Annotated in this window: 27 protein-coding genes; 16 read left to right on the forward strand and 11 right to left on the reverse strand. The window is 70.0% G+C overall.

Annotated elements, in window-relative coordinates; translation table 11 throughout:
- Nucleotides 1-298 precede the first annotated feature (298 nt).
- The gene (locus tag E1294_RS42745; RefSeq protein WP_132516947.1) at nt 299-1,120 is read left to right on the forward strand and encodes a nitroreductase/quinone reductase family protein; all 822 of its coding nucleotides are present in this window, start codon (nt 299-301) and stop codon (nt 1,118-1,120) included.
- Nucleotides 1,121-1,892: 772 nt separating this feature from the next.
- Here the strand turns inward: E1294_RS42745 and E1294_RS42750 are convergent.
- A complete protein-coding gene (locus E1294_RS42750) occupies nt 1,893-2,465 on the reverse strand; it encodes a dihydrofolate reductase family protein (protein ID WP_132516949.1) in 573 nt (190 codons plus the stop codon).
- A gap of 72 nt (nt 2,466-2,537) precedes the next feature.
- On the opposite strand from E1294_RS42750, the gene E1294_RS42755 reads away from it, so the two are divergent.
- Nucleotides 2,538-3,110 carry a TetR/AcrR family transcriptional regulator gene (locus E1294_RS42755; RefSeq protein WP_220448258.1) on the forward strand — a complete coding sequence of 191 codons (573 nt, stop codon included), beginning with the start codon at nt 2,538-2,540 and terminating at the stop codon, nt 3,108-3,110.
- A gap of 202 nt (nt 3,111-3,312) precedes the next feature.
- Here the strand turns inward: E1294_RS42755 and E1294_RS42760 are convergent, their stop codons facing one another.
- Nucleotides 3,313-3,906, reverse strand: a complete 594-nt coding sequence (locus tag E1294_RS42760) for a TetR/AcrR family transcriptional regulator (RefSeq protein WP_132516953.1) — start codon at nt 3,904-3,906, stop codon at nt 3,313-3,315.
- Between the two features lie 112 nt (nt 3,907-4,018).
- On the opposite strand from E1294_RS42760, the gene E1294_RS42765 reads away from it, so the two are divergent.
- Together E1294_RS42765 and E1294_RS42770 are read left to right on the forward strand one after the other, a co-directional pair.
- Entirely contained in the window at nt 4,019-5,272 is a 1,254-nt protein-coding gene (locus E1294_RS42765) for an FAD-dependent monooxygenase (protein WP_165977792.1), read from the forward strand.
- Between the two features lie 338 nt (nt 5,273-5,610).
- Nucleotides 5,611-6,120: an NUDIX hydrolase gene (locus tag E1294_RS42770; protein ID WP_281284594.1), complete on the forward strand. Its 510-nt coding sequence runs from the start codon at nt 5,611-5,613 to the stop codon at nt 6,118-6,120.
- A gap of 86 nt (nt 6,121-6,206) precedes the next feature.
- Here the strand turns inward: E1294_RS42770 and E1294_RS42775 are convergent, their stop codons facing one another.
- Entirely contained in the window at nt 6,207-6,824 is a 618-nt protein-coding gene (locus tag E1294_RS42775) for a CGNR zinc finger domain-containing protein (RefSeq protein ID WP_132516959.1), read from the reverse strand.
- Nucleotides 6,825-6,915: 91 nt separating this feature from the next.
- Here E1294_RS42775 and E1294_RS42780 point away from each other — a divergent pair, with 91 nt between their 5' ends.
- Complete coding sequence (locus E1294_RS42780) at nt 6,916-7,665, forward strand: phosphodiesterase (RefSeq protein ID WP_132516961.1); 750 nt, start codon at nt 6,916-6,918, stop codon at nt 7,663-7,665.
- Nucleotides 7,662-8,279 carry a LysE family translocator gene (locus E1294_RS42785; RefSeq protein WP_132516962.1) on the forward strand — a complete coding sequence of 206 codons (618 nt, stop codon included), beginning with the start codon at nt 7,662-7,664 and terminating at the stop codon, nt 8,277-8,279. Before E1294_RS42780 ends, E1294_RS42785 begins: the two co-directional genes overlap by 4 nt.
- Before the next feature lie 30 nt (nt 8,280-8,309).
- Here E1294_RS42785 and E1294_RS42790 read toward each other — a convergent pair whose 3' ends face one another.
- On the reverse strand, nt 8,310-8,945 hold the full coding sequence (locus E1294_RS42790; RefSeq protein ID WP_132516964.1) for a class I SAM-dependent methyltransferase: 636 nt from the start codon (nt 8,943-8,945) through the stop codon (nt 8,310-8,312).
- Nucleotides 8,946-8,954: 9 nt separating this feature from the next.
- On the opposite strand from E1294_RS42790, the gene E1294_RS42795 reads away from it, so the two are divergent.
- The 5 genes from E1294_RS42795 to E1294_RS42820 all read left to right on the forward strand — a co-directional run bounded on the left by E1294_RS42795 (nt 8,955) and on the right by E1294_RS42820 (nt 13,659).
- Complete coding sequence (locus tag E1294_RS42795) at nt 8,955-9,257, forward strand: GNAT family N-acetyltransferase (RefSeq protein ID WP_165977794.1); 303 nt, start codon at nt 8,955-8,957, stop codon at nt 9,255-9,257.
- 265 nt (nt 9,258-9,522) lie between these two features.
- Nucleotides 9,523-10,335 (forward strand): GON domain-containing protein, encoded by an 813-nt coding sequence (locus E1294_RS42800; RefSeq protein WP_220448259.1) that lies wholly within the window; start codon nt 9,523-9,525, stop codon nt 10,333-10,335.
- Between the two features lie 291 nt (nt 10,336-10,626).
- On the forward strand, nt 10,627-10,944 hold the full coding sequence (locus E1294_RS42810; RefSeq protein WP_132516970.1) for an STAS domain-containing protein: 318 nt from the start codon (nt 10,627-10,629) through the stop codon (nt 10,942-10,944).
- A 189-nt stretch (nt 10,945-11,133) separates the two neighbouring features.
- Entirely contained in the window at nt 11,134-11,997 is an 864-nt protein-coding gene (locus E1294_RS42815) for a TIGR03560 family F420-dependent LLM class oxidoreductase (protein ID WP_132516972.1), read from the forward strand.
- A 171-nt stretch (nt 11,998-12,168) separates the two neighbouring features.
- The gene (locus E1294_RS42820) at nt 12,169-13,659 is read left to right on the forward strand and encodes an N-acyl-D-amino-acid deacylase family protein (protein WP_246083687.1); all 1,491 of its coding nucleotides are present in this window, start codon (nt 12,169-12,171) and stop codon (nt 13,657-13,659) included.
- Nucleotides 13,660-13,677: 18 nt separating this feature from the next.
- Here E1294_RS42820 and E1294_RS42825 read toward each other — a convergent pair whose 3' ends face one another.
- Both E1294_RS42825 and E1294_RS42830 read right to left on the reverse strand, forming a co-directional pair.
- Nucleotides 13,678-14,049, reverse strand: coding sequence for a peptidase inhibitor family I36 protein (locus E1294_RS42825; protein ID WP_132516976.1), 372 nt, complete (start codon nt 14,047-14,049; stop codon nt 13,678-13,680).
- A 167-nt stretch (nt 14,050-14,216) separates the two neighbouring features.
- On the reverse strand, nt 14,217-14,816 hold the full coding sequence (locus E1294_RS42830) for a TetR/AcrR family transcriptional regulator (protein WP_165977795.1): 600 nt from the start codon (nt 14,814-14,816) through the stop codon (nt 14,217-14,219).
- Between the two features lie 81 nt (nt 14,817-14,897).
- On the opposite strand from E1294_RS42830, the gene E1294_RS42835 reads away from it, so the two are divergent.
- From E1294_RS42835 to pip, 4 genes are all read left to right on the forward strand, one after another.
- Entirely contained in the window at nt 14,898-15,176 is a 279-nt protein-coding gene (locus tag E1294_RS42835) for an antibiotic biosynthesis monooxygenase (RefSeq protein ID WP_132516980.1), read from the forward strand.
- 64 nt (nt 15,177-15,240) lie between these two features.
- Complete coding sequence (locus E1294_RS53540) at nt 15,241-15,405, forward strand: hypothetical protein (protein ID WP_165977796.1); 165 nt, start codon at nt 15,241-15,243, stop codon at nt 15,403-15,405.
- Nucleotides 15,402-16,379 carry a nucleotidyltransferase domain-containing protein gene (locus tag E1294_RS42840; RefSeq protein ID WP_132516982.1) on the forward strand — a complete coding sequence of 326 codons (978 nt, stop codon included), beginning with the start codon at nt 15,402-15,404 and terminating at the stop codon, nt 16,377-16,379. The genes E1294_RS53540 and E1294_RS42840 overlap by 4 nt, the downstream gene beginning before the upstream one ends.
- Before the next feature lie 84 nt (nt 16,380-16,463).
- The gene (gene pip, locus E1294_RS42845; protein ID WP_246083688.1) at nt 16,464-17,447 is read left to right on the forward strand and encodes a prolyl aminopeptidase; all 984 of its coding nucleotides are present in this window, start codon (nt 16,464-16,466) and stop codon (nt 17,445-17,447) included.
- Between the two features lie 68 nt (nt 17,448-17,515).
- Here the strand turns inward: pip and E1294_RS42850 are convergent, their stop codons facing one another.
- Nucleotides 17,516-18,010: an Lrp/AsnC family transcriptional regulator gene (locus tag E1294_RS42850; RefSeq protein ID WP_132516984.1), complete on the reverse strand. Its 495-nt coding sequence runs from the start codon at nt 18,008-18,010 to the stop codon at nt 17,516-17,518.
- Between the two features lie 113 nt (nt 18,011-18,123).
- Here E1294_RS42850 and E1294_RS42855 point away from each other — a divergent pair, with 113 nt between their 5' ends.
- Nucleotides 18,124-18,576 carry a DUF2000 domain-containing protein gene (locus tag E1294_RS42855; protein ID WP_132516986.1) on the forward strand — a complete coding sequence of 151 codons (453 nt, stop codon included), beginning with the start codon at nt 18,124-18,126 and terminating at the stop codon, nt 18,574-18,576.
- Here E1294_RS42855 and E1294_RS42860 read toward each other — a convergent pair.
- From E1294_RS42860 to E1294_RS42875, 4 genes are all read right to left on the reverse strand, one after another.
- On the reverse strand, nt 18,548-19,294 hold the full coding sequence (locus tag E1294_RS42860) for an SDR family NAD(P)-dependent oxidoreductase (protein WP_132516988.1): 747 nt from the start codon (nt 19,292-19,294) through the stop codon (nt 18,548-18,550). The two genes, E1294_RS42855 and E1294_RS42860, sit on opposite strands and share 29 nt — an antisense overlap.
- Entirely contained in the window at nt 19,291-19,956 is a 666-nt protein-coding gene (locus E1294_RS42865) for a VC0807 family protein (protein ID WP_220448260.1), read from the reverse strand. The genes E1294_RS42860 and E1294_RS42865 overlap by 4 nt, the downstream gene beginning before the upstream one ends.
- Nucleotides 19,953-20,585, reverse strand: a complete 633-nt coding sequence (locus E1294_RS42870; RefSeq protein ID WP_132516990.1) for a TetR/AcrR family transcriptional regulator — start codon at nt 20,583-20,585, stop codon at nt 19,953-19,955. Before E1294_RS42870 ends, E1294_RS42865 begins: the two co-directional genes overlap by 4 nt.
- A gap of 86 nt (nt 20,586-20,671) precedes the next feature.
- On the reverse strand, nt 20,672-21,447 hold a 776-nt coding region (locus E1294_RS42875; RefSeq protein WP_484213989.1), incomplete at its 5' end, for an MFS transporter.

A 21,447-nucleotide genomic window follows, 5' to 3' on the forward strand; every position in this document is an offset into this window, starting at 1 on the left:
GTCCACGCACCGGGCGCTCCACATGCCTTGCCCTCATACTTGCGGCGGATCCAGCGCGTCAGCCGATCCCAGGCATGGGCGTCGATCTCGCTCGGGTGCGCGCCGTGGGCGCTGCCCTGCACTCCCGGCTGTCCACTTTGTCATGGGGTGTAGTACCGTGACCTGCGTGACTGCCGGGTCGGCCTTGGGCCACGCACCAGAGAGCAGCCCGGCTGACGCTTGATCGCCGGGCGGGCCCGCGGCCCGCCGTCTTCTTCTCCATTCAGTACGGCATCGCAGAAAGCACCTATGGAGAAGAATGGATCTCAACAAACAGGTCATCGGCGAGTTCCGCGCCAACAACGGCCAGGTCGGTGGCTATTTCGAGGGAGCGCGACTGCTCCTGCTCACCACCACGGGCGCCCGCTCGGGCAAGCCGCACACGACCCCGCTCGGCTACCTGCCCGACGGCGGTGAGCGCATGCTGGTCATCGCCTCCGCCGGAGGAGCGCCGAACAACCCGGCCTGGTATCACAATGTGAAGGCCAACCCGCGCGCCACCGTGGAGACCGGCGTCCTCATCTTCGATGTCGAGGCGGAGGTCCTGGAGGGCGCCGAGCGTGACGTGGCGTTCGCCCGCGCGGTGGAAGGCGACCCTGGCTGGGCCGACTACCAGGCCAAGACGACGCGTACCATCCCGGTCGTCGCACTTCGTGTGGTCGGTCCGCCCCGGGACAGCGCACCGTCGGCCGGTGCGTACCTCAAGCTGGTGCACGACGGCTTCCGCCGCGAACTCGCGCTGATCCGCAAGGAGCTGTCCGATTCAGGGCGGCCTGGTCTGGGCGTGCAACTTCGGATCAACTGCCTGACCGTCTGCCAGGGGCTGCACCATCACCACACGGGCGAGGACACCATGATGTTCCCCGGCCTGGCCGAGCGGCATCCCTCGCTCGCTCCGACCTTGGAGCGGCTGGCCAAGGAGCACGAGCGCATCGCTGCGCTCCTGGAAGAGCTGGAGCAGGCCCTTTCTCATGAGGATCCGCTGAAGGTACGGGCCGAGATCGAGCGGCTCGTCGATGAGCTCGAAGCGCACCTGACGTATGAGGAGGAGCAGCTGATCCCGATTCTCGACCTCCCTTGAAGTCCGAGGATCTGGAAACGATCTCGAACCGCCGGAAGCGATCTTCGCTGCCTGTCTGAACCCCCAGCTCATCAGCACTCGTGCACACCTCACCAGGAAGATGCAGGTGAGAAGGGTCTTCGGAGTAATCCGAGGGCCCTCTTCTCATGTCTGGAAGATCAACGACGTTGCAAAGCGAGCAACTCTGAGACCGTGACGAATCGGTATCCCTGATCACGGAGGCCAGTGATCAGGTCTTTGATGGCTTCGCGAGCGTTCTGCCCGCTGCCGTACCAGGGATGGAGCAGGATGAACGATCCTGGCCTCGTCTGCTCGCGCACAGCCGCGACGATCTCGGTGGCGGTCGGACTCTCTACAGGCCCATCGCTCCAAGGAGGAGGATGGCGAGAGAGGGCACGGGGAGCTTGAGCCATCTTCTTCGCACGGTCGTTTCGGCTGCGTCCATGGGTGATCATGGAATCACAAGCCAGGGAACCCGGAAGCCGCGTCCACACAATCGAGGGCGGGAGCCGTCCGCACGATCGGAGGCCGGCTGGAATGTTCCCAGGCCCCGCTCCTCGGGCCCCCGGAGCCCTCAAGGTGTTGTGCCGGTCCGCTCAATACCCGCTGCGGCGAGGGGCGGCGGTCGGGCGGCGGGAGAGGTTGGTCCGGCCCGTGGGCTTGAGGTCGCGCGCCGGGTGTTGGTGCCGATGCGGCGATCGGGCTCGGTGGTCGGTCTTGGCCTGGTTGATCAGGCCTGGGAGTTTGACATGCATGCTTTCTCCTTGCGGTTCTAGGCCCTGGTGAGCCAGGTGACCTGGGCGCCGTTGTCGAAGGACTCGCGCCGGGTGGGAGTGAACAGGGTGGGGCGGAACGGTCCGGAGAACATGGGGATGCCCGTGCCCGCCACCACGGGATAGCTCTTGAGGATGATCTCGTCGATCTCCGGGAGCAGGGAGGCGGCGAGCTTGCCGCCGCCGCAGAGGTAGATGTCCATGCCGGTGTCCTCGGCCTTCAGTCGCCGGATGAGCTCGATCGGATCGCCTGTCTCGACCCGCACCGTCGGGTCGTCGATCGTCAGCGTGCTGGAGACGACGTGCTGGCGCAGGTGGGAGTACGGGCTGGTGATGGGGACGGTCAGGGCCGGCTCGTAGGTGCCGCGGCCCATCACCAGCGTGTCGAAGACCTTGTTGGGGACGCCATCGAGGCCGACAAGCTTGCGGATGTGGGTGGGGAGTGTCTCGGGATAGCGGCTGTTGATCCAAGCGGCCATCTGGTCCGACAGGGGGTAGAAGTCGAACTCGGCGTCGGGGCCCGCGATGTAGCCGTCGAGTGAGACGCCGATGTAGTAGACAAGTTTCCGCATACCGCTCAACTCCTGATGTAGTACTCTGCGTGTAGTGATTTGAAGGTAGTACTACGAATGGAGTGGTGTCAAGTGCGGAGAAACCCGGAACGGCGGCAGGCGCTGATCGACGCGGCCATCGAGGTGCTGGCCAGGGAGGGAGCGCGGGGGCTGACCTTCCGGGCCGTCGATGCGGAGGCGGCCGTGCCCCCGGGCACGGCGTCCAACTACTTCGCCAACCGCGACGACCTGTTCACCCAGGTCGGCGGACGCATCTATGAGCGGTTGCTGCCCGACGAGGCCACGATCGCCCGCGGACGGGAGGGCGTGCAGGACGAAACCCGCTATGCCGAGCTCATGCACGAACTGGTGGATCGGGTCTCCGCCTTCAACTCCGGCTACCTGGCCCTGCTTGAGCTCCGGCTGGAGTCCACTCGGCGTCCTGAGCTGCGGGCCGTGCTGACCAAGCGCATCCGCGAGGACATCGACGCCAACATCGGCTACCACGCCGCTTCGGGTCTGCCCGGCGACCCGACCTCGGTGGTGCTCCTCTACCTCACTCTGAACTGGCTCATCGTCGAGCGGCTGACACTGCCCGACATCTTCACCGAGCAGGAGATCCACGATCTGGTGGACGCCGCCGTGCGCAGATCGCTGAATGCCTGACGTGTCAGGCCACCTGATCACGCGTCACGCGGGAAGCGATGAGCTGGTGGGCCGTGATCAGGAATGCTCGTTCTGGCCCCGCACCGACGTCCCGCACCGACGTCCCGGGCCTTGGCTGCGAACCCTCGGCACCCGAGGATGCTTCCCGTCGATGACGGCCACGCCAGGCTTTCGATGCGACGGTTCTTCCCGGACTCTGCCGTCAGGCATGGTGTGAGATGCCGATGAGGACGATGTCGACGCACCTGTCGACAAAGGCGTCGTCGGGGGCGCGGCCGGGCCCGAACACGCTGAACCAGAGCGGGCCGACGACCTGGATGATCAGCGTGTCGGGGTCGGTGCCCGGCGGCAACTCGCCGCGGGCGATCGCGCGTTCGACGATCGGGCGGGACGCGGCGAATCGGCCGGCCCAATAGCGCGGGCCGAGGCCGGCCAGGGTCTCGTGGCCGGCGCTCGTGGCGAGCGCCACCATCAGGTTCCGGTTGGTGGGCGCCAGGATGGTGTCGCGCACCTGCCGGGCGAGCGCCGCCAGGTCGGAGCGGACGCTTCCGGTGTCGGGGATCGCGATCTGACGTGTCGTGCCCACGCCGAGGGCGTCGGCCATGAGCGCTTCGCGGGTGCCCCAACGGCGGTAGATCGTCGTCTTGTTGACCCCCGCTCTGGCGGCGATGTCCTCGATGGACAGGCCGGCCAGCCCTTTGTCGGCGAGGGCGGCGAGCGTGGCGCGGTGCACGGCCTGGGTGACGCGGGCGCTGCGGCCGCCGGTGCGGCGCCGTGGTGAGGATGAGCCTTCCATTCTGTCCCCATTAAGGCAGCTCAACGCCCTTAAAGCAACTCACCGTTGCATGCAACGCAAAGTTGCTTTAAAGTCAAGCCAGGCCGTCATCCGGGCGGGAGAAGGAGGGGCGGTGGAGGTCGTGGTGGTCGGGGCCGGGCCGGCGGGCGCGACGCTCGCCATGCTCCTGGCCAGGCACGGAGTGCGTACTCGCCTGCTGGAAAGGGAGACGTCCAGCGACGGGGTGTTCCGCGGCGAAGGCCTCATGCCGCTCGGGCTTGACGCGCTGGGCCAGATGGGCCTCGGCCCACTGCTCGCCGAGATTCCCGGCCGGCTGGTCGAGACGTGGCGCATCTTCATCGACGGCGACGAGGTGTTCACCATCCCCGAACCGGTCGCCCAGATCGGCGAGCGGGCCTTCCGCGTCGCATCGCCCGCCGCGCTCCTGGAGGGCGTCATAGAGCAGGCGCGGACCACCCCCGCCTTCACCTACCACCCGGCCACCCGCTTCGCCGACGTCATGCGGGACACGACGGGCCGGGTCGCAGGGGTGCGGGCCCAGCAGGGAAACGCGGCCGTGGAGTGGCCCGCGGACCTGGTCGTCGGCTGCGACGGGCGCGGCTCGTCGGTGCGCACACGCGGCGGATTGACGCTGACCCAGGCGGGCGAGGCCTACGACGTCCTGTGGTTCAAACTTCCGGCGCCGCCGTCGCTGCGCGAACGATGCGACTTCCACATCATGGTGCGGCGGGGCAGGCATCCCCTCATCGCCTACACCTCATGGGACGATCTACTGCAGTGCGGACTCATCATGCCCAAGGGCGGGATGGCCGAGTTCCGCGGAGACGGCTGGCTCGACGCCGCCGTGCAGTCAGCGCCCGGCTGGCTGGCCGAGCACATACTGGGCAGTCGTGACCAGGTGGTGGGGCCCATCCGGCTCAACGTGATGGTCGGGTCTGCGCCCTCCTGGTCGGCACCTGGGGTGCTGCTGCTGGGAGACGCGGCACACCCCATGTCGCCGGTGCGCGCGCAGGGCATCAATCTCGCGTTCCGCGACGTGATCGTGGCCGCGAACCATCTCGTTCCGCTGGCAGGCGGCCCGGCGGCCCCGGCGGCGATCGACGCTGCCTGCCGCGCCATCCAGGCCGAGCGTGAGGTCGAGGTGCTCCGTGCGCAGAAGCTGCAGCGCAGGGAGGCCAGGGGGCAGGGCGACGCACGGTCTGGGAGCCGGCGCTACGGGATGGCCAAGACAGGAGCGCGGCTGCTGGGACGGTACGGCTGGGCGCGGCGCGCCTGGCTCCAGCGCCAGCACGACCTGCGCTTCGGCTCCACGACCGTAAGGCTCCGGCCCCGGGCACCCGCCACCTCTCGATCGCCAAGTGGCTAGTTTTAGGCAACGGGCACCTGGTAGGCACCTTGCGTATGAGGTGCTCCTGGTCGAGTGGTGCAGGACTCCCTTGACCGTAACTCGCTCCACCAGTCCAGCCGTGCTCAGCCGGAGGGCGTAGGAGATGGTGCTGGCAGGTTTGCTCCTGGAATAGCCGCTGAAGCGCGAGACAAAGGAACGGGATGCCTTAACCAGCTTGTCGAGTTTGATCGTGCCCTTCACCACCCCACCCCGCCAGGATGTGCGATGGGCCAGCAGCGCCTTCAGCGTGGCGGGCTCCAAGACCTCCAGCAGCGGGTTACTGGCAGGCGGAGTGACTACGCCGGATGGAGCAAACGATGCGGACCCGACGAGGTGCTCGGATTGTGCTGCTGGACCAGGACGATCGCATTCTGATGATCCGGCACAGGGACGACGGCGCCATCGTCGTTCCCGGGTTTCCGGTCCGGGAGGTGTTCTGGGTGCCCCCAGGTGGAGGGTTGAAGGAGGACGAGGACTTCGTTCAGGCCGCTCGTAGGGAGCTGCTGGAGGAGACCGGGCTGACGGAGGTCGAGTGGGGGCCGTGCCTGTGGACTCTCGATGCGGACGTGCGGTGGCGCGGCGAACCCGTGCACATGCACGAGCGGTACTTCCTTGCGCGGGCTCGCGGCGGGCAGGCCATCACCCGCGCCTACCTGGAGCCGGGCGAACAGCAGGCAATCATTGACCACCGATGGTGGTCGTTGGCCGAGCTTGTCGCAGCCGAGACCACAGAGACTCTGCGGCCTGTGGGACTTCCGGAGTTGTTGGCCGAAGTGCTGGCCGTGGGGGGACGTCCGTCAGGCGAGCCGCGTGCCCTTCGCACGTAGGAGTCCTTGATGATTTGCGGCGGGTGCGATTGATTTCAAGGGGTTCGGCAAGGACTGCCATGACCCGGAACGAGGGCCCAGGCGGGTCAGGTGCCGGGCAGGTCCCGGGTGGGCGTGGCGTTGTGGCGTTGATAGTGGCGTGCCGCCCGCGCCCGGTTGCCGCATGACGGCTTGCACCACTCCTGCCGCCCGTGGCTCTTGACGAAGTAGCGTACGCAGCGCGGCGCGTTGCAGGCCCGCAGCTGCTCGCGTTGCGGGCCGCTCAGGAAGTCGATGGCGGCCCGGGCCAGGGCCGCGATCAGGCGGACGTTCGTGTCGGATTCATCCGACAACACTCCCACCCGAGGTGGTGCGTCCCCGGGCCAGTCGAGTTGCGGGACGATCGCTTCACGGGCGGCCGCCGCGTTCAGGTGGGCCAGCGCCTGCTCGACCGGCATCAGCCGGTGGGCGTCGGCCCGGCTCGGCGGCGCGGGGCTGACCGCTTGCGCGAAGAGCGCCCGCACGGCCCGGCGCAGGCCGACGATCTCGCCGCTGAGCTTCTCGTCCACCGTGAGCCCTGCGACGTCGACGTGGCCGGCCAGCAGCTCGGCCTGCCGGTGAATCCAGCGGGCCGTGCTCTGCGGCGTGGCCAGGTCGTCGGCGACACCGCCGGTGCCGTCATGGCGGATCGTGCTCGCCAGTTCCAAGGCCGGCCAGCGCTCCACTCCCACCCCTCCGGGTTGCCCATTTCTTCTTCGTACCTTACCGTCCTAACGGTAAATCCTATTTAACCGTTAGATGTGAAGGGGCGGCACGATGACGTTGTTGCTGGCTCAGATCAGCGATTTGCACCTCGACGGCACCGACAGAGCGCTCCTGCGCGCCACCCGGGTCATGAGCCACCTGCGGGCACTTCCCCGCCCGGTCGACGCCGTGCTGGTCACCGGCGACATCGCCGATCACGGGGAGGAGGCCGAGTACGAGCAGGCCGCCCAGGTCCTGGCCGCGCCCTTCCCCGTGCTCACCTGCCCCGGCAACCACGACGCCCGCCCGGCCTACCGCAAGGCGATGCTGCGGCAGCCGCCCGACCCCGGCCCCGTCAACGAGGTGCACCACGTCCGCGACACCGCCATCCTGATGTGCGACTCCACCATCCCCGGCCGCAACGAGGGCCGCCTCGGCCCAGAAACCCTCGCCTGGATGCACGCCACCCTCGACGGCCTCGCCCCGGACACGCCCGCGCTGATCGCCTTCCACCAGCCGCCCGTCGAACTCCATCACCCGTTGCCCGACTCCCAGCGGCTGGAGGGGACCGGCGACCTGGCCGCGCTGCTCGACGTTCATCCGCAGGTCGTGGCCGTGCTCACCGGCCACGCCCACACCGCGGCCGCGTCCACCTTCGCGGGCCGCCCCTTGATCGTCGCACCGGCCGTCACCTGGACCCTGCGCCTGCCGTGGGAGGGCGACCAGCCCGCCGACCGCGAGCAACCGCCCGCCCTGGCCTTCCACATCCTGGACGAAGACCGCCGCCTGACCACCCATTACCGCGTGGTGCTCGAGGCGTGATCCACCCGTACGCGGTCGCCGCGTTCCTGCTGGCGATCCTGCCCATCATCGCCACCCCCGGCGCCAGTCTGACCCTGCTGATCCAGCACGTCGCAGCCGGCGGGCGCCGCCAGGCTCTGCCCGTCATCCTCGGTACGGTCAGCGGCCTGTACGCCCACGCGACCCTGGCCATCGCCGGTCTGTCGGCGCTGGTCATGCACTCCAGCCAGGCCTTCACCGCCGTCAAACTCCTCGGCGCGGCCTACCTCGTCTGCCTGGGCCTGTGGACCTGGCGCTCCACCACCCTGCCTCCGCCTCCCGCGCTGACGGACCAGCCGCAACGGACCGGCTCCGTCTACACCCAGGCCCTGCTCGCGAACGTTCTCAACCCCAAGGCGGCCTCGATCTACCTGACCCTGGTCCCGCAGTTCATCCTGCCCGGCCGTCATTTCGGCGGGCAGATTCTCACCTTGGCCACCGCTCACGCCCTGCTGATGGTGGTGTGGTTGCTGACCTGGACGGTCCTCCTTCAGCGGGGCACGCACCTCTTGCACAGGGCCCGCTTCAAGCGTGCGGTCGGCAAGGTGACGGCGGTGGTGCTCGTCGTCCTCGGCCTCCGGGCCGCCACGACATAGGAGGGGTCGCGGCTGCGCTGGTCCAGGGTGTCAGACGCGCCGTGCGATCGTGCCGATCGAGCGGCCGGCCCCCGAGACGGGGCCGTGGTGCCCGCCACTGTCGTGCGCCTCGACTTCGAAGCCGGCCCCGTTCAGGAACGTCCCGAGCGCCGGCACGTCCAGGAAGCGCAGGCTCGCACGATCGACCCGCAGGACGGTGCCGTCAGGGGTGCTGGTCGTCTCGGTGAGCGTCACCACGTCGCCGATCACCGACTCTACGTGGTGCGACACACGAAACGTACGGCCGGTTCCGTCCACGACCTCGGTGGCGTTCGACGGGTTCCACTCTTCCCACTCGCGCATCTGCGGGTTGCGCGTGTCGAACACGAACCGGCCGCCGTCGCGAAGCGCCCTGCGGACCGCGGCCAGCGAGTCGGCCAGGTCCTCATCGCTGACCAGGCACTGGAAGGCGTTGCCGGTCATGGTCGCCAGGTCGAACTCACGATCCCAGGCCGCGTCCGCCGCGACACCGTCGACCCACTCGACATCCGTACGTCGCCGAGCCCCATCGAGCGCAGCCAGATCCGGATCGAGCCCGACGAGCCGCCCGCGATGACCGAGCTCCCGCGCCCGGCGCACCATGCTGCCCGTGCCGCACCCCACGTCCAGCACGGCGTGCGCGTCCATCACCAACTCATGGAAGAACGTGTCCACGGCATCGCCGAGATCGGTTCCTGGGCGGATCCGCGAGCCCGCGGGCGCGGTGTCGCCACCGACGCGGTACGAGCCGTCTGCAGGTGGGCCTTCGCGACGCTCGACCTGGAGATCATCGAGTGGGGGTGCGAGATCGTGAACACGGCGTCGAGACGAGTCGCCGGCTGGCACGCAACGATAAGGAATCCCGATACATCAGGACTCGTTTCTCTTCGGGTTGAAATTACGGATGAGTCCGGCACCACGCTCACCCAGACCATTACCCGTGCATACGCGGTCGGATAACAAAAACGGGTTGCTCCCGCATTCGCGACGATCACCCGTTTCCGCCGCTCGGCCGCGGCGCCCGGCCCACCTGGTCGCCTGGCAGACCTTTTCCTGGTGGGGGCTCAAATAGTTTTTGAGCAGTGATTCTCCGACCCATGGCCAAGTCGCGCCGTCGAAGCCGTGAAGCGTTTGTTAATCTCCACAACGCAAACGGTCCGCCAGCCGCTGGAGGGGAAATCTCATGGCCCGACCGCACGTCCGAATTTCTGCATTGCTGGCGGCAATGGGTGCCGCCCTGCCGCTGGTGGCCCAGGTGCCGGCTCACGCCTCCGCCCTGCCGGTCTTCAGCAGTTGCCAGGACGTCCGCCGGACGAATCCGATCGCCCGCGACGGCACGTATCTGCTCATCAACAACGGAAACGTGTTCACGGCGTACTGCCACAACATGGCCACCACGCCCAGCGAATACATCACCCTCGCGAGGACGGGCCAGGACGTCAATTTCTCGCAGTACACCGCCGGCGGCGCCTCGCCCGGCACGAACGTCAGGACCGCCTTCACCAGGCTGCGCGTCGACCCCCGCACCTTGACCGTGGACATCGGCGACCTGACCTTCGCGTCGTCCACCGGTTCGCTGCGGCACGGCTCGACGACCGTGACGAGCATGCCCTACGGCGCCGCGATGGCGTGCAACGGGCGGGCCGACGGCCGGGGCAACATCGACCTGCGTGACACGCCGTTCCGGGTGAACGACACCTTCGTCACGGGCGGCAACGTTCCCAGCGGATCGGCGAGCGTGAGCGCGCGCAACCAGGTGGTCGGCCTGCTCGGCGGCGGCTACTGCGGCTGGATCACGTCGGCTCCGGCGATGTACAACCCCTTCAACCCGGGGCCGGGCACGCCTCACATCGAGCTGAGGTGCGCGCGCAACGGCGTGATCCTCTCGGGTGACCAGATCTGCGTCCGCCTGAACAACGGCGCCCCGGTCACCACGCAGGTGCGGCAGCAGGGCAGCCAGGGCCGGGTCATCGTGCAGTACGGAGACAGGGCGGTGGCGGTGCTGGGCTCCGACGGTCAGGTCCGCTCCCTGGGCTGAGAGGCCCTGCTCGCGACGTCGACTTCAGCAGGAAGCCCGACGCGCCCGCGTGGAGTGCGCGCAGCACGTAGGGGTGGGCGTCGCACGTGGTCGGCACGACCACGTGCGACGGGGTCAACGCCTCCTGGACGATCCGGTGGGCGCGGCGTCGCGCAGGATCCGACGAGGTCGGGCAGGCTCCCCGGTGAAGTGCCTCGTAGTCCGGGTTCGCCTAGCAGGTGGCGGGGTGCAAGTCCTCGCAGGTCGCGGCGTAGCGTGGGAGGGCATGGGTACGGATCGTCTACTTTTCGGGTGATCGTGGTGACTCTTTCCGCCCATATGACGCAGCGTCGGAATGGTCTTGTGCTCGTCCTGAAGGGCGAACTGGACTTCTCCACGACCCCCCGTCTGCTGGAGGCCGTCAGCGATGCGCTCACAGGGGGAACGGCCAACCTGCTCATAGATGCGGGCGGGTTGACCTTCTGCGACTCGCATGGACTGGAAGGCCTGCTGGAGGCGCAGAAAAGGATCAACAGGGCGGGAGGGAGCATGGAACTGGCTCATGTGCACGGCAGGGTCCGCCGTGTCTTGGACCTGTCGGGGCTGGGTCGCGCCTTCACCATCGTGTAGCTGACAGCCGATCCCGCAAGCGGTGAGGTCCGCATGTCACGCGTGCCGCGCCGGCGGCGCGTGAGACAATGACGAGTACGGAGCCCTCTCCGCCTCGGACCCGGTCCAGGCGAGAGGGTTTTTTCATGCCCGCGGTGACGCCTTCCCGCGGGTGTCTCCTCCCACCTCACCCGATCAAGGAGTGATCCCATGGACCTCGGTCTGACATGCCCGCGTTTCACCTGGCCAGGTGGCGACGCCGCCATCGCCGCCAGGTTCGCCGCCGCGGCCCGCGGCGCCGACCAGGCGGGGCTGCGCAGCTTCTGGGTGATGGACCACCTCTTCCAGATTCCCAATTTCGGGGCCGCGGAGGATCCGATGCTGGAGGCGTACGGCGCACTGTCCTACGCCGCCGCACTCACCCGCCGGGTGAGCCTGGGCGCGCTCGTGACCGGAGCCGTCTACCGCGAACCCGGCCTGCTGGTGAAGCAGGTCAGCACCCTCGATGCGCTCTCCGGCGGCCGGGCGGTCCTCGGCATCGGCGCCGGCTGGTACGAGCCCGAGGCCCGCGGGCTCGGCCTGCGTTTCCCGCCCCTGGCGGAGCGGTTCGAGCGGCTTGAGGAGACGCTCCAGATCGCCCGGCAGATGTGGAGCGACACGGACCAACCGTACGAGGGCCGCCACTACCGCCTGGAACGCACGCTCAACGCACCCCAGGCGAACCCGCCCATCCTCATCGGCGGCAGCGGGGAGAGGCAGACCCTCCGGCTCGTCGCCGAGTACGCCGACATGTGCAACTTCCTGTACGGCGCGGACGTACGGCACAAGCTCGGCGTGTTGCGCTCCCACTGCGAGCGGCTGGGCCGGCCCTACGAGGAGATCGAGAAGACCCTCCACATGCGCGTCCCGGACGGCCAGAGCGCCGAGGAGAGCGTCCAGCGTTGCGGTGAGCTCGCCGAGCTGGGCATCGACCATGTCATCGTGGCCGTGCCGGACGCGGCGGACGATCGATGGCTGGCGCACCTGGCCGAGCTGGCCGCGCGGATCGCCGGCATCACCCCGCCCGGCCGCTGAGCACGCGGACGGGGAGCGGCTACGAGGCTTCGTCGCATCGCACCAACCCGAGTCCTCTATTAGGTGGTTGGCGACAAGATTTACTAATTTATGGAGTGTTGGGTTGGCTTCATGGTCGATCTCATCCTTCGTGGCGGAACGGTGTACGACGGTCTTGGATCTCCTGCTTATGTGGGCGATGTCGCCGTTTCTGATGGGCGGGTCGTCCCCGCGGACCGGCAGACCCGCGCGCGGCGGGAGATCGACGTCGCGGGGCTGGCCGTGGCGCCCGGTTTCGTGGACGCGCACGCGCACTCGGACCTGGTGCCGCTGATGGCCGAGCCGCAGCCGTTCAAGCTGCTCCAGGGTGTCACCACCGAGATCAACGGCAACTGCGGTTTCTCCTACGCCCCCGACGCCTCCACGCTGGAGGAACTGACGGGCGACAGCGTGCCCGACTGGACGTTCGCCGAATATCTGGAGGCCGTCGCGGCGGCCGGGCCGACCAACCACGTGGCGACCCTCGTCGGCCACTCGACACTGCGCGGGGCCGTGGCCGGATTCGCCGAGACGCTGCGCGAGGGTGACCTGGAGCGGATGCGCGACCTCGCCGCCGCGGCCTTCGCCGCGGGCGCGTGCGGGCTGTCCAGCGGGCTGATCTACCCGCCGGGCAGTTACGCCGGCATCGACGAGCTGGTGGCGCTGGCCGAGGTCGCGCACGGGTACGGGGTGCCGTACACGACCCACATGCGTGACGAGGGCGCCGGGCTGGCCGCCGCGCTGGACGAGGCCGTCGAGATCGCCCGGCGGGCACGCGTACGGCTGCAGGTGTCGCACTGCAAGGTCGCCGGCCGCCGCAACCACGGTCAGGCCGGGATGTTGCTCGGCAAGCTGCGCGCGGCCCGCGCCGCCGGGGTGGACGCGCGCGGCGACCAGTATCCCTACCTGGCGGGCGCGACCATGCTCGCGGCGCTGCTGCCGCCGTCGGCGCTGGCCGGCGGGCGGGTGCGGGACGTGCTCGCGGCGCCCGCCGGGCGGGCCCGGCTGCGCGCCGTGGCCGAGTCCGGCGGGACAGGCGCGGGGTTGTGGCAGGACAGCACTCCCGGAGGCGTCCTGATCACCGCGCACGCCGAGCCGTCGTTCGCGGGTCGTACGCTGGCCGGCGTCACCGCCGACCCGGCGGCGCGCGCCCTGGTGGCGGTGGCGGAAGAGGATCCGTGGGAGGTCGCGTGCGCGCTGATCGCCGCCGACCCCGCCGCCACGATGGTGGTCTCCATGATGGCCGAGGACGACATGACCGAGATCATGGCCGACCCGCTCATCGGCGTCGGCTCCGACAACGGGGCCCCCGTTGGCCTCGAACACCCCCGTACGTGGGGCTGCTTCCCCCGTTTCCTCGGCACGTACGTGCGGGAGCGCGCGGTGGTCTCCTGGGAGGAGGCGGTGCGCAAGACGACCTCGGCCACGGCCGACCAGTTCGCCCTGCGCGGCCGGGGCTGGCTCGGCCCCGGTGCCTGGGCCGACATCTGCGTCTTCGACCCCGGCGCCGTCGGCCACTCCGGCACCTACACCGCCCCCTCCGCCCGCCCGTCCGGCATCGTCCACGTCCTGCTGGAGGGGCATGTCGTGGTGGAGTCCGGAGAGTTCACGGGCGAGCGCAGAGGCCGTGTCCTGCGCCCTTGACCCCGGCGGGAGGCGGGGTCAGCAGCGGGGCGCCACCGCGTCGATGCGGCCGCCGAAGTCGTTGTCGTAGACCCTGCGGTAGTCACCGTTCCTGACGACGCGCGTCTCCTTCCTGGTGGGCACCTGGATCCAGTTGATGAAGCAGCCGGCGGCGTGGGCCCGGAACGATCCGACGTTGTCGTGCAGGGCAGGCGGCACGTCGACGTAGCCGTTGCCCGGGTTCCAGCACCAGGACGCGCCCGTGTAGTTCCTGCCGCTCCACAGGCAGATGTCGCCCGCCCTGGACGATCCCGCCGCGGCCGGTGCGGCGCCCGCCACCAGGACGAGACCGATGGTGGCGGTGGCGGTGGCTGCGGCGAGGGTGGTGATCCGCGTGCGAGTGGTCTTCATGCAGTTCTCCTCGTGTCGGTGCTGCCGCGGGCGGCTGCCCTGCGACCACGTCACATTCTGTAGCAGAATCGATACGGACCGCGTCCACCTGGCGGGATACAAGATCCGGGACCTGGGGCGGGGGAGAACTGACGTACTCGTGACAGCGGCGTCGCCGGCATCTCCTCTCAGGGGGGCGTGAGGTCGCCGGTGAGGTGGTGCTGCACGACCGGGGCCACGTACGCGACCGCGGCCTGCCGGTCCAGGACGGCCAGCGGCTCGACGCGCAGGACGTAGCGCGCGGTCGCGACGCCGAACAGGTAGGCGCCGGTGAGGGTGGCGCGGAGCTCGGCCTGGTCGGCGTCGATGGCGCGGGCCAGAGGCAACATCACCGCGTCCGTCATGAACGCCGTCACCATCGCCGAGGCGCTGGGAGCCGCGCCGGCGGCCCTGACCACGGCGAGCATCCGGGGGCCGGTGTGCGGGTCCTCCCACAACTCCAGGTAGCGGGCGGCGAGCCGGGCGCCGAGGTCGGACGGGTCACCCTCGCCGGCGAGCGAGACCAGCGAGCGGATGGGCGGGTCGTCGCGGAGCGCGGCGTCGAAGAGGCCGTCCTTGCTGCCGAAGAACTGCAGGACGAGCGCCGGATCGACGCCCGCGGCGCGGGCGACGCCCCTGATCGTGGTGAGGACGTAACCGTGTTCGGCGAAGCTCTGCTGCGCGGCGGCCAGGATGTCGATCCGTGTCCGCGTCGCGCCCGGCCGGCGTCCTCCTGGCCTTGTGGTCACTCGTTCAAGCATAGTCATCGATGTTGAATTTCTCGGACACTCCAACTAACTTGGCCTCAACACTGTAGATATCCGGGGGTCATGATCATGGAGTACCTGCTCGTCCGCCAGCGGTTCACCGACTACGACCAGTGGCGTGCGGCGTTCGACAGCCTGGCGGAGGTCCGGGCGGCGGCCGGCATGCGCACGGCGCTCGTCAGCGTCAACGCCGACCAGCCCGATGAGGCCGTCGTGTTGTTCGAGTGCGAGGACGCGCAGGCCATGCAGCAGCACTACGCGTCGGAGGCGCTCAAGGAGGCGCACCGGCAGGCAGGCGTGGTGCCAGGGAGCAACCACACCACGGTGCTGCTCACCCGCTGACCAGACTCTCTCGTGCTGTCCGCTCGGGCGGCCGCCTCGCGCCGGCTCGCGTACGGTTCCGTCCATGACAGAGCGACGCGCGATGCTCAGCGGTTCCACCTTCCAGGAGCAGGTCGGATACGCCCGCGCCGTGGTGGAGCAGGCCGCCACCATGGTCGTGTGCGGTCTCGCCGACCCACGCATGAAGGTCGAGACCGAGGCGGACGCGCGGCGCGGCGGCGCCACATGAGCGTCTCGCCGCGTTGGAGAGAGCTGCACCGCGACCGCCTGGACGAGGCGGTGCGCAGGTTGTCCGCGATCCCCGGCGTGCACGGACTGATCGTCGGTGGCAGCGTCGGGCGCGGCGAACCCTGGCCGATGTCCGACATCGACGTGCTCCCCCTCTACGACGGCGACCCCGAGCAGACCGCGGCGCACGTCGAACGCGAGCAGGCCGAGCTCGTGGACTGGTGGGCCGCCAGCGGCCGGGCGCAGACGCTCGACGTCGGCTGGCTGGCGTTCACCGTCGCCGAGGCGCGGGAGGCGGCGTCGGCGGGGGCGGCGTGGGCGGTGGAGCGGCTGACGCGCGACCGGCGCTGGTTCCACGGGATGGACAAGGCCTTCCGTGGGCGTCCCGCCGACCCCGGTGACCTGCTCACAGGCCGCTTCGTGGCCTGGCTGACCGAGATGCGCTTCCATCCCGCCGTGGTCGAGGCCAGGATCGGCTGGTGGTTGCGGAGCGCGGCCGACGCTCGCGCTCGCGCCCACGGGGAACGCTCGGCTGGGCGCCTGGACGCGGCCACGTACGAGCTGCGGGAGGCGGCGCGGGCCCTTCGCCTGGCCGTGCTGGAGCGGTGGGGCGAGCGGCTGGGCTCCATGGGCAGGGAATGGACCGGGTTCGAGCGTATGGCGGCCGCTCGTGGCGAGCCGGCCCTGGCGGAGGGCATCGCCCGCCTGGCCGGCGCGCACGCCGGCGGCGTGGCCGAGCGTGAACGGCTGGCGCCGCCGTGGTTGCGCGAGCGGATCGACCTGTGCTGGGAGCCTCGAAAGGCCGTGGGGGAGCAGGTCACGTACCAGCAGAACGCCCGTGACCAGCTGGCCGCGTTCGACGTGCACGTCGCCCGCCACCGCCCGGACCTGGCGGGCCCATGGACGGGCAGCCCGGACCCCGACCTCGACGAGCACCTCCGCCGGCTCGACGTCCTGCTCGCCGAGCATTCCTGACGCCCGCCGCTCCTCTGAGGCGTGCTCGGATATCTAAGCACTGTTACATTTATCCAAGCACTGTTATATCGGAGAGGAGCCACCTTGAAGCCTTCCATCGAGCCGCCCATTGAGCCGCCCATTGAGCCGTACGAGCACGGCATGCTCGACGTCGGTGACGGCAACCTCGTCTACTGGGAGGTCTGCGGCAACCCGGAGGGCAAACCCGCCCTGGTCGTGCACGGCGGGCCGGGATCGGGCTGCTCGACCGGCGTGCGCCGCACCTTCGACCCGGAGCTTTACCGGATCGTCCTGTTCGACCAGCGCAACTGCGGGCGCAGCCGTCCCCATGCCGCCGACCCGGCGACCGACCTGAGCGCCAACACCACCCACCACCTGATCGCCGACATGGAGCTGCTGCGCGGGCACCTCGGGATCGACAGGTGGTTGTTGTACGGAGGGTCGTGGGGCTCGACGCTGATACTCGCCTACGCCGAGACCCATCCCGAGCGGGTGTCGGAGATCGTCATCCCCAGCGTCACGACCACGCGCCGCTACGAGATCGACTGGCTCTACCGGGGCGCCGGGCGGTTCTTCCCCGAGGCGCTGGAGCGGTTCCGGGAAGGGGTGCCCGAGGCCGACCGTGACGGCGACACGTTCGCGCTGCTGGCGGCGTACGCGCGCCTGCTGTCCCACCCCGACGCCAGGGTGCGGGAGAAGGCCGCCACCGACTGGGTCACCTGGGAGGACGCGGTGATCTCCCTGGAGGTCAACGGCAAGCCGAACGCCTACAGCGACCGGCCCGCCGACGCGGTGATGGCCATGACGCGCATCTGCTCCCACTACTTCTCCAACGGCGCGTGGCTGGAGGAGGGAGCGCTCCTGCGCGACGCCCACAAGCTGGCCGGCATCCCCGGTGTGCTGATCCACGGACGCCTCGACATGGGCGGCCCGGTGGAGACGGCCTACAAGCTCGCCCAGGCCTGGCCCGACGCCGAACTGGTCGTGGTGGAGGACTCCGGGCACACCGGGAGCGCGACGTTCAGGGACGCGATCTACGCGGCTCTCGACCGTTTCGCCGGCAAGTGAGAACGAACCCGCGGCTCGGGATCATCTGGGGGATCAGGACGGTGCCCCTGGTGACCATCGCCTCCGGTTCATCGCCTGCGGCCGGTGCGCGGGCGTGAGGGACGCTCGGGCGGCAACACCTCGACCGAGGTCTTGCGGATGTGGTCGTAGACCAGCGAGGTGCGCACGTCGGCGATGTTGCGGTGCCGCGCGACGTGGTCGAGCACGAAGTCGCGCAGGTGGCCAGCGTCGCGCACGCCCACCTGGATGATGAAGTCGTCGCCGCCCGACACGACGAAGACGGCCAGCGTCTCGGGCAGCGCGGCCACGTAGTCGCGGAAGTTCTCGACGGCCTCGCGGACCTTGGGATGCAGCCGTACGTTGATGAGTGCCTGCACCGGGCGGCCGATCGCGTCGAGGTTGACCTCGGCGTGGAACCCTTCGATGACGCCGCCCGACCGCAACGACCGCACGCGCTCCAGGCAGGTCGAGGGGGCGATGTCGAGGCGCTCGGCCAGCTCGCGGTTGGTCTGGCGGCCGTCGCGCTGCAGTTCGGCGACGATCGCCGTATCAAGTTCGTCCACGTACGTATCCTGCCACGGGTTTCCGAATTTCCTGCGGATTCCTCCTTCTTGTGTTGGTGGAATGACGGGTCAGGTGTGATTCTGCTGCGTGACCTTCGAGAAGGGATCGATGGATGAGTGTGCTTGCCGATCTCGAGCGCCGCAGCGACCTGCCCACCAAGGACCTCACCGTCAAATGGGTGATCGTGATCGACCGTGACCTGCCCCGCGGCATCCAGGCCAACGCCGCCGCCTGCCTGGCCGCGTCCGTCGGGGTGGCCGTTCCGGCGATCGTCGGCTCAGGAGGCGCCGACGCCACCGGGCTGGCGCACGCCGGGCTGCCGTGGACGGGCTGCTCGGTGCTGGGCGCGCCGGCCGCGATCGTCGGCCGGATCAGGGACGACGCGACCGCCGAGCCGGAGCTGGTCGTCTCCGACATGATCGACATCGCGCGGCGCGCCGGCGCCTACGACGACTACCTGGCCGAGCTGGCGCGCACTGAGGAGCCGTCCTACTTGGCGGTCAGCCTGTTCGGCCCGCGGGCGATCGTGGAGCGGCTCACGGGGAGGCTTCCCCTGCTGCGGTAGCGATCGCCACCTGGGGCAGCTCGATCGGGGCCGCGGCCTGTCCCGCCTGTGCCACCCACGCCTGACCGGTGCCGTCGCCGGCGAGAATGCGCTCGACCGCGGCGGCCATCGCCACGGGGTCGGCGATCAGCAGACCCGCGTCGGCGAGCTCCCGGCGGAACGGCGCGATGAGCGGGGTGTCCACCAGGCCGGGACAGAGCACGTTGACGCGGATGCCGTCGGCGGCCAGCAGCATGGCGGCCGAGCGCACCAGCCCGACCAGCGCGTGCTTGGCGGTGGCGTAGAAGATGTCGGGGGACGCGCTCAGCCCGGCGAGGCTGGAGACGACCACGATCGAGCCCGCCCCTTGCGCGCGCAGCGCCGGCAGGCACGCCTCCATCCCGTAGACGACGCCGTCCAGATCGACCGCCATGGTCTCGCGGTAGCGCTCCGGGGTGAAGTCGTGCAGGCCGCACCGCCCGGCCACGCCGGCGGCGAACACGGCCACGTCAAGGCGGCCGTACGCGGAGATCGTCCTGGCAAGGGCGGCGCGGTTGTCCTCGGGCCGCCTGACGTCCAGGCGGACGAACGTGCCGCCGATCTCCTCCGCGACGGCGGTCCCCGCGGCGGCGTCGAGATCGGCGGCGGCGACGCGCATGCCCGCGTGGGCGAGCCGCCGGGCGACGGCGGAGCCGATCCCGCCGCCCGCGCCCGTGACGAGGGCGACAGGAGAGGTCATGCGCGTGCCTCCTCGGCGATCCGGTAGATCTCCGCGCCGCGCCTGGCCAGCCCGTGTCTGCGCAGGTAACGGCTGCCGTAGAGACGTTGTACGGCGATCAGGACCAGCAGGGTGACGGCGAGCAGGACGTTGTCGAGCACCGGCACCACGTCGATGGGCAGGGTGAGCGCCATGACCACGCGCAGCGCCGTGTCCACCGCGAACGCCGCTCCCCAGACGGCCGTGAGCACTCTGAGCGCGTGCCGGAACTCGGGGAAACGATCCCAGCTCGCGTCCCAGGACGCCTGGTCGTCCCGGCCCATGAAGGTCCTGGCCTGGTAGAGGAGCGGCCTGGGGCGCAACAGGCTGAGCAGGATCCACAGGGCCATCGCGGCGCTGCCCCAGGCGTTGCGGACGAGCAGCGCCCGCGGGCTGCCGGTCACGAACGTCATGGCGACCGTCAGCGCCATCGTGGCCAGCACGAACACGGTGATCCCGCTGACCCGGCGCTCGGTCACGATGCCGTGCACGGCCCGCGCGAGCGGCAGGACGGCCCCGGCCAGCAGCGCGATCCACTGGCTCACCCCCGCGGCGCGCAACCCGTAGAAGATCGCGAGAGGGCCGGCGATCTCCAGGACGACCACGCGGTACATCGCCCGCCGGGATCCGGTGGCGGCCGTCATCGCGGCGGCTCCCCCGTGGCCGCGGTGGCGGCGAGGAACGTGGTGACGGCCTCGCGAGCGTAGGAGGCGAGGTCGAGCGCGTGGGGCCCGCTCACCCGGGACGCCGCCGCCTCGATGGCGCCGCGGATCATCACGGCCATGGCCCTCGGGTCGAAGTCGCGGAACTCCCCGCCGCGCTGCCCCTCCCGCAGCAACTCCTCCAGCCCCCGCACGCCCGGCTCCTGGTGCCCGGCCGAGGTGTAGGGCGCGCCCGAGCGGTCACGCAGGTGAGGGCCGACCTCGGTGAGGGCGGCGATCTCCCGGGGGTGGTCGCGCAGGAACTCCAGGTTCGCCTCAAGGTAGGCCCTGAGTCGTCCCGCCGCTGTGGCCTGCGCCTCCATCCTGCCCGTCATGTACGCCGCGCCGGCCCGGTAGACGTCCTCGACGATCGCCTTGATCAGGTCGTCCTTGCCGGCGAAGTGGTAGGAGATCAGCCGGGGACTGCTGAGCCCGGCCCGCTCGGTGATGCGGGCGAACGACGCCCTGTCATAACCCAGCTCGGCGATGGTGTCGATGGCCGCCTTGACGATCTGCGCCCGCCGGGCGGCGTTAACCACGGAGTCGCGGGACGGCTTCGGTTTTATTTGCATAGATAAAAAATGGTATGCCTAGATAAAACGTATGTCCACCCGCAGGTCTGGGCGGCCGCCCCAGCGCCTGGAAGGGCGGCCACGGATCAGGGACGAGCCACGACGCCGCGCGGAGCCCGCCCGATCGTGCCCGCCGCGGTCGCCACGACCAGGGCGGCGGCCACCAGGGCGGCGCTCACCCACAGCGGGGAGCGGAAGCCGAGCCCGGCCCCGATGGCGAGCCCGCCGAGCCAGGGTCCGGCCGTGGCGCCGACGTTGAACGCCGCCGTCGCGAAGCTGGCCCCCAGGGTGGGCGCGTCCGCCGCCGCGTAGAGCGCCTGCGAGATCAGCGTGGACCCGACGGCGAACGACAACGTTCCCTGCACGAAGACGAGCACGATCGCCGGCGCCGGCTCCCCGGCCGTCATCGCGAACGCCGCCCATCCGGCGGCCAGGGTCACCCCGCCGCCCACCAGCAGCCCGATGGGACGCACGTCGGCGAGCCGCCCGCTGATCGTCACCCCGGCGAACGACCCCAGCCCGAACAGGGCCAGCATCGCCGGCATCCAGCCTGGCCCGATCCCGGTGGCCCCGGTGAGCAGCGGGGCGAGGTAGGTGAACGTGCAGAAGGTGGCGCCGTTCACCAGCGCGCCCAGGAGCAGCAACACCAGCAGGCGCGGCCTGCGCAGCACCCGCGCCTCGCCCCGCGCCGTGGGCCCACCGCTCGATGCCCCCGACTCGCCCCCCGTCGAGGGCCCACCGCGAGGCGCACCCGGAGCCTGCGAGCCGCTCGGCTCTCGAAGTGCGCTCGGCTCGTGAGGCGCGCCGGGTGCGTTCGGCTCGGGCGCGCTGGTCGCGCTGGGGGCGGGGGCGGGGACTGCGG

The sequence above is a fragment of the Nonomuraea diastatica genome, assembly GCF_004349015.1.
GTDB classification, from domain to species: domain Bacteria; phylum Actinomycetota; class Actinomycetes; order Streptosporangiales; family Streptosporangiaceae; genus Nonomuraea; species Nonomuraea diastatica.

What these genes read in the sequence shown, in the direction of transcription:
- E1294_RS42840 (WP_132516982.1), top strand. Translation starts at nt 15,402, where the DNA reads ATGAGCGTCTCGCCGCGTTGGAGAGAGCTGCACCGCGACCGCCTGGAC.
- E1294_RS42770 (WP_281284594.1), top strand. Translation starts at nt 5,611, where the DNA reads ATGCGGACCCGACGAGGTGCTCGGATTGTGCTGCTGGACCAGGACGAT.
- E1294_RS42870 (WP_132516990.1), bottom strand. Translation starts at nt 20,585, where the DNA reads ATGCAAATAAAACCGAAGCCGTCCCGCGACTCCGTGGTTAACGCCGCC.
- E1294_RS42815 (WP_132516972.1), top strand. Translation starts at nt 11,134, where the DNA reads ATGGACCTCGGTCTGACATGCCCGCGTTTCACCTGGCCAGGTGGCGAC.
- E1294_RS42825 (WP_132516976.1), bottom strand. Translation starts at nt 14,049, where the DNA reads ATGAAGACCACTCGCACGCGGATCACCACCCTCGCCGCAGCCACCGCC.
- E1294_RS42760 (WP_132516953.1), bottom strand. Translation starts at nt 3,906, where the DNA reads ATGGAAGGCTCATCCTCACCACGGCGCCGCACCGGCGGCCGCAGCGCC.
- E1294_RS42860 (WP_132516988.1), bottom strand. Translation starts at nt 19,294, where the DNA reads ATGACCTCTCCTGTCGCCCTCGTCACGGGCGCGGGCGGCGGGATCGGC.
- E1294_RS42750 (WP_132516949.1), bottom strand. Translation starts at nt 2,465, where the DNA reads ATGCGGAAACTTGTCTACTACATCGGCGTCTCACTCGACGGCTACATC.
- E1294_RS42790 (WP_132516964.1), bottom strand. Translation starts at nt 8,945, where the DNA reads ATGGACGCGCACGCCGTGCTGGACGTGGGGTGCGGCACGGGCAGCATG.
- E1294_RS42800 (WP_220448259.1), top strand. Translation starts at nt 9,523, where the DNA reads ATGGGTGCCGCCCTGCCGCTGGTGGCCCAGGTGCCGGCTCACGCCTCC.
- E1294_RS42855 (WP_132516986.1), top strand. Translation starts at nt 18,124, where the DNA reads ATGAGTGTGCTTGCCGATCTCGAGCGCCGCAGCGACCTGCCCACCAAG.
- E1294_RS42745 (WP_132516947.1), top strand. Translation starts at nt 299, where the DNA reads ATGGATCTCAACAAACAGGTCATCGGCGAGTTCCGCGCCAACAACGGC.
- E1294_RS42780 (WP_132516961.1), top strand. Translation starts at nt 6,916, where the DNA reads ATGACGTTGTTGCTGGCTCAGATCAGCGATTTGCACCTCGACGGCACC.
- E1294_RS42865 (WP_220448260.1), bottom strand. Translation starts at nt 19,956, where the DNA reads ATGACGGCCGCCACCGGATCCCGGCGGGCGATGTACCGCGTGGTCGTC.
- E1294_RS42795 (WP_165977794.1), top strand. Translation starts at nt 8,955, where the DNA reads ATGGAAGAACGTGTCCACGGCATCGCCGAGATCGGTTCCTGGGCGGAT.
- E1294_RS53540 (WP_165977796.1), top strand. Translation starts at nt 15,241, where the DNA reads ATGACAGAGCGACGCGCGATGCTCAGCGGTTCCACCTTCCAGGAGCAG.
- E1294_RS42835 (WP_132516980.1), top strand. Translation starts at nt 14,898, where the DNA reads ATGATCATGGAGTACCTGCTCGTCCGCCAGCGGTTCACCGACTACGAC.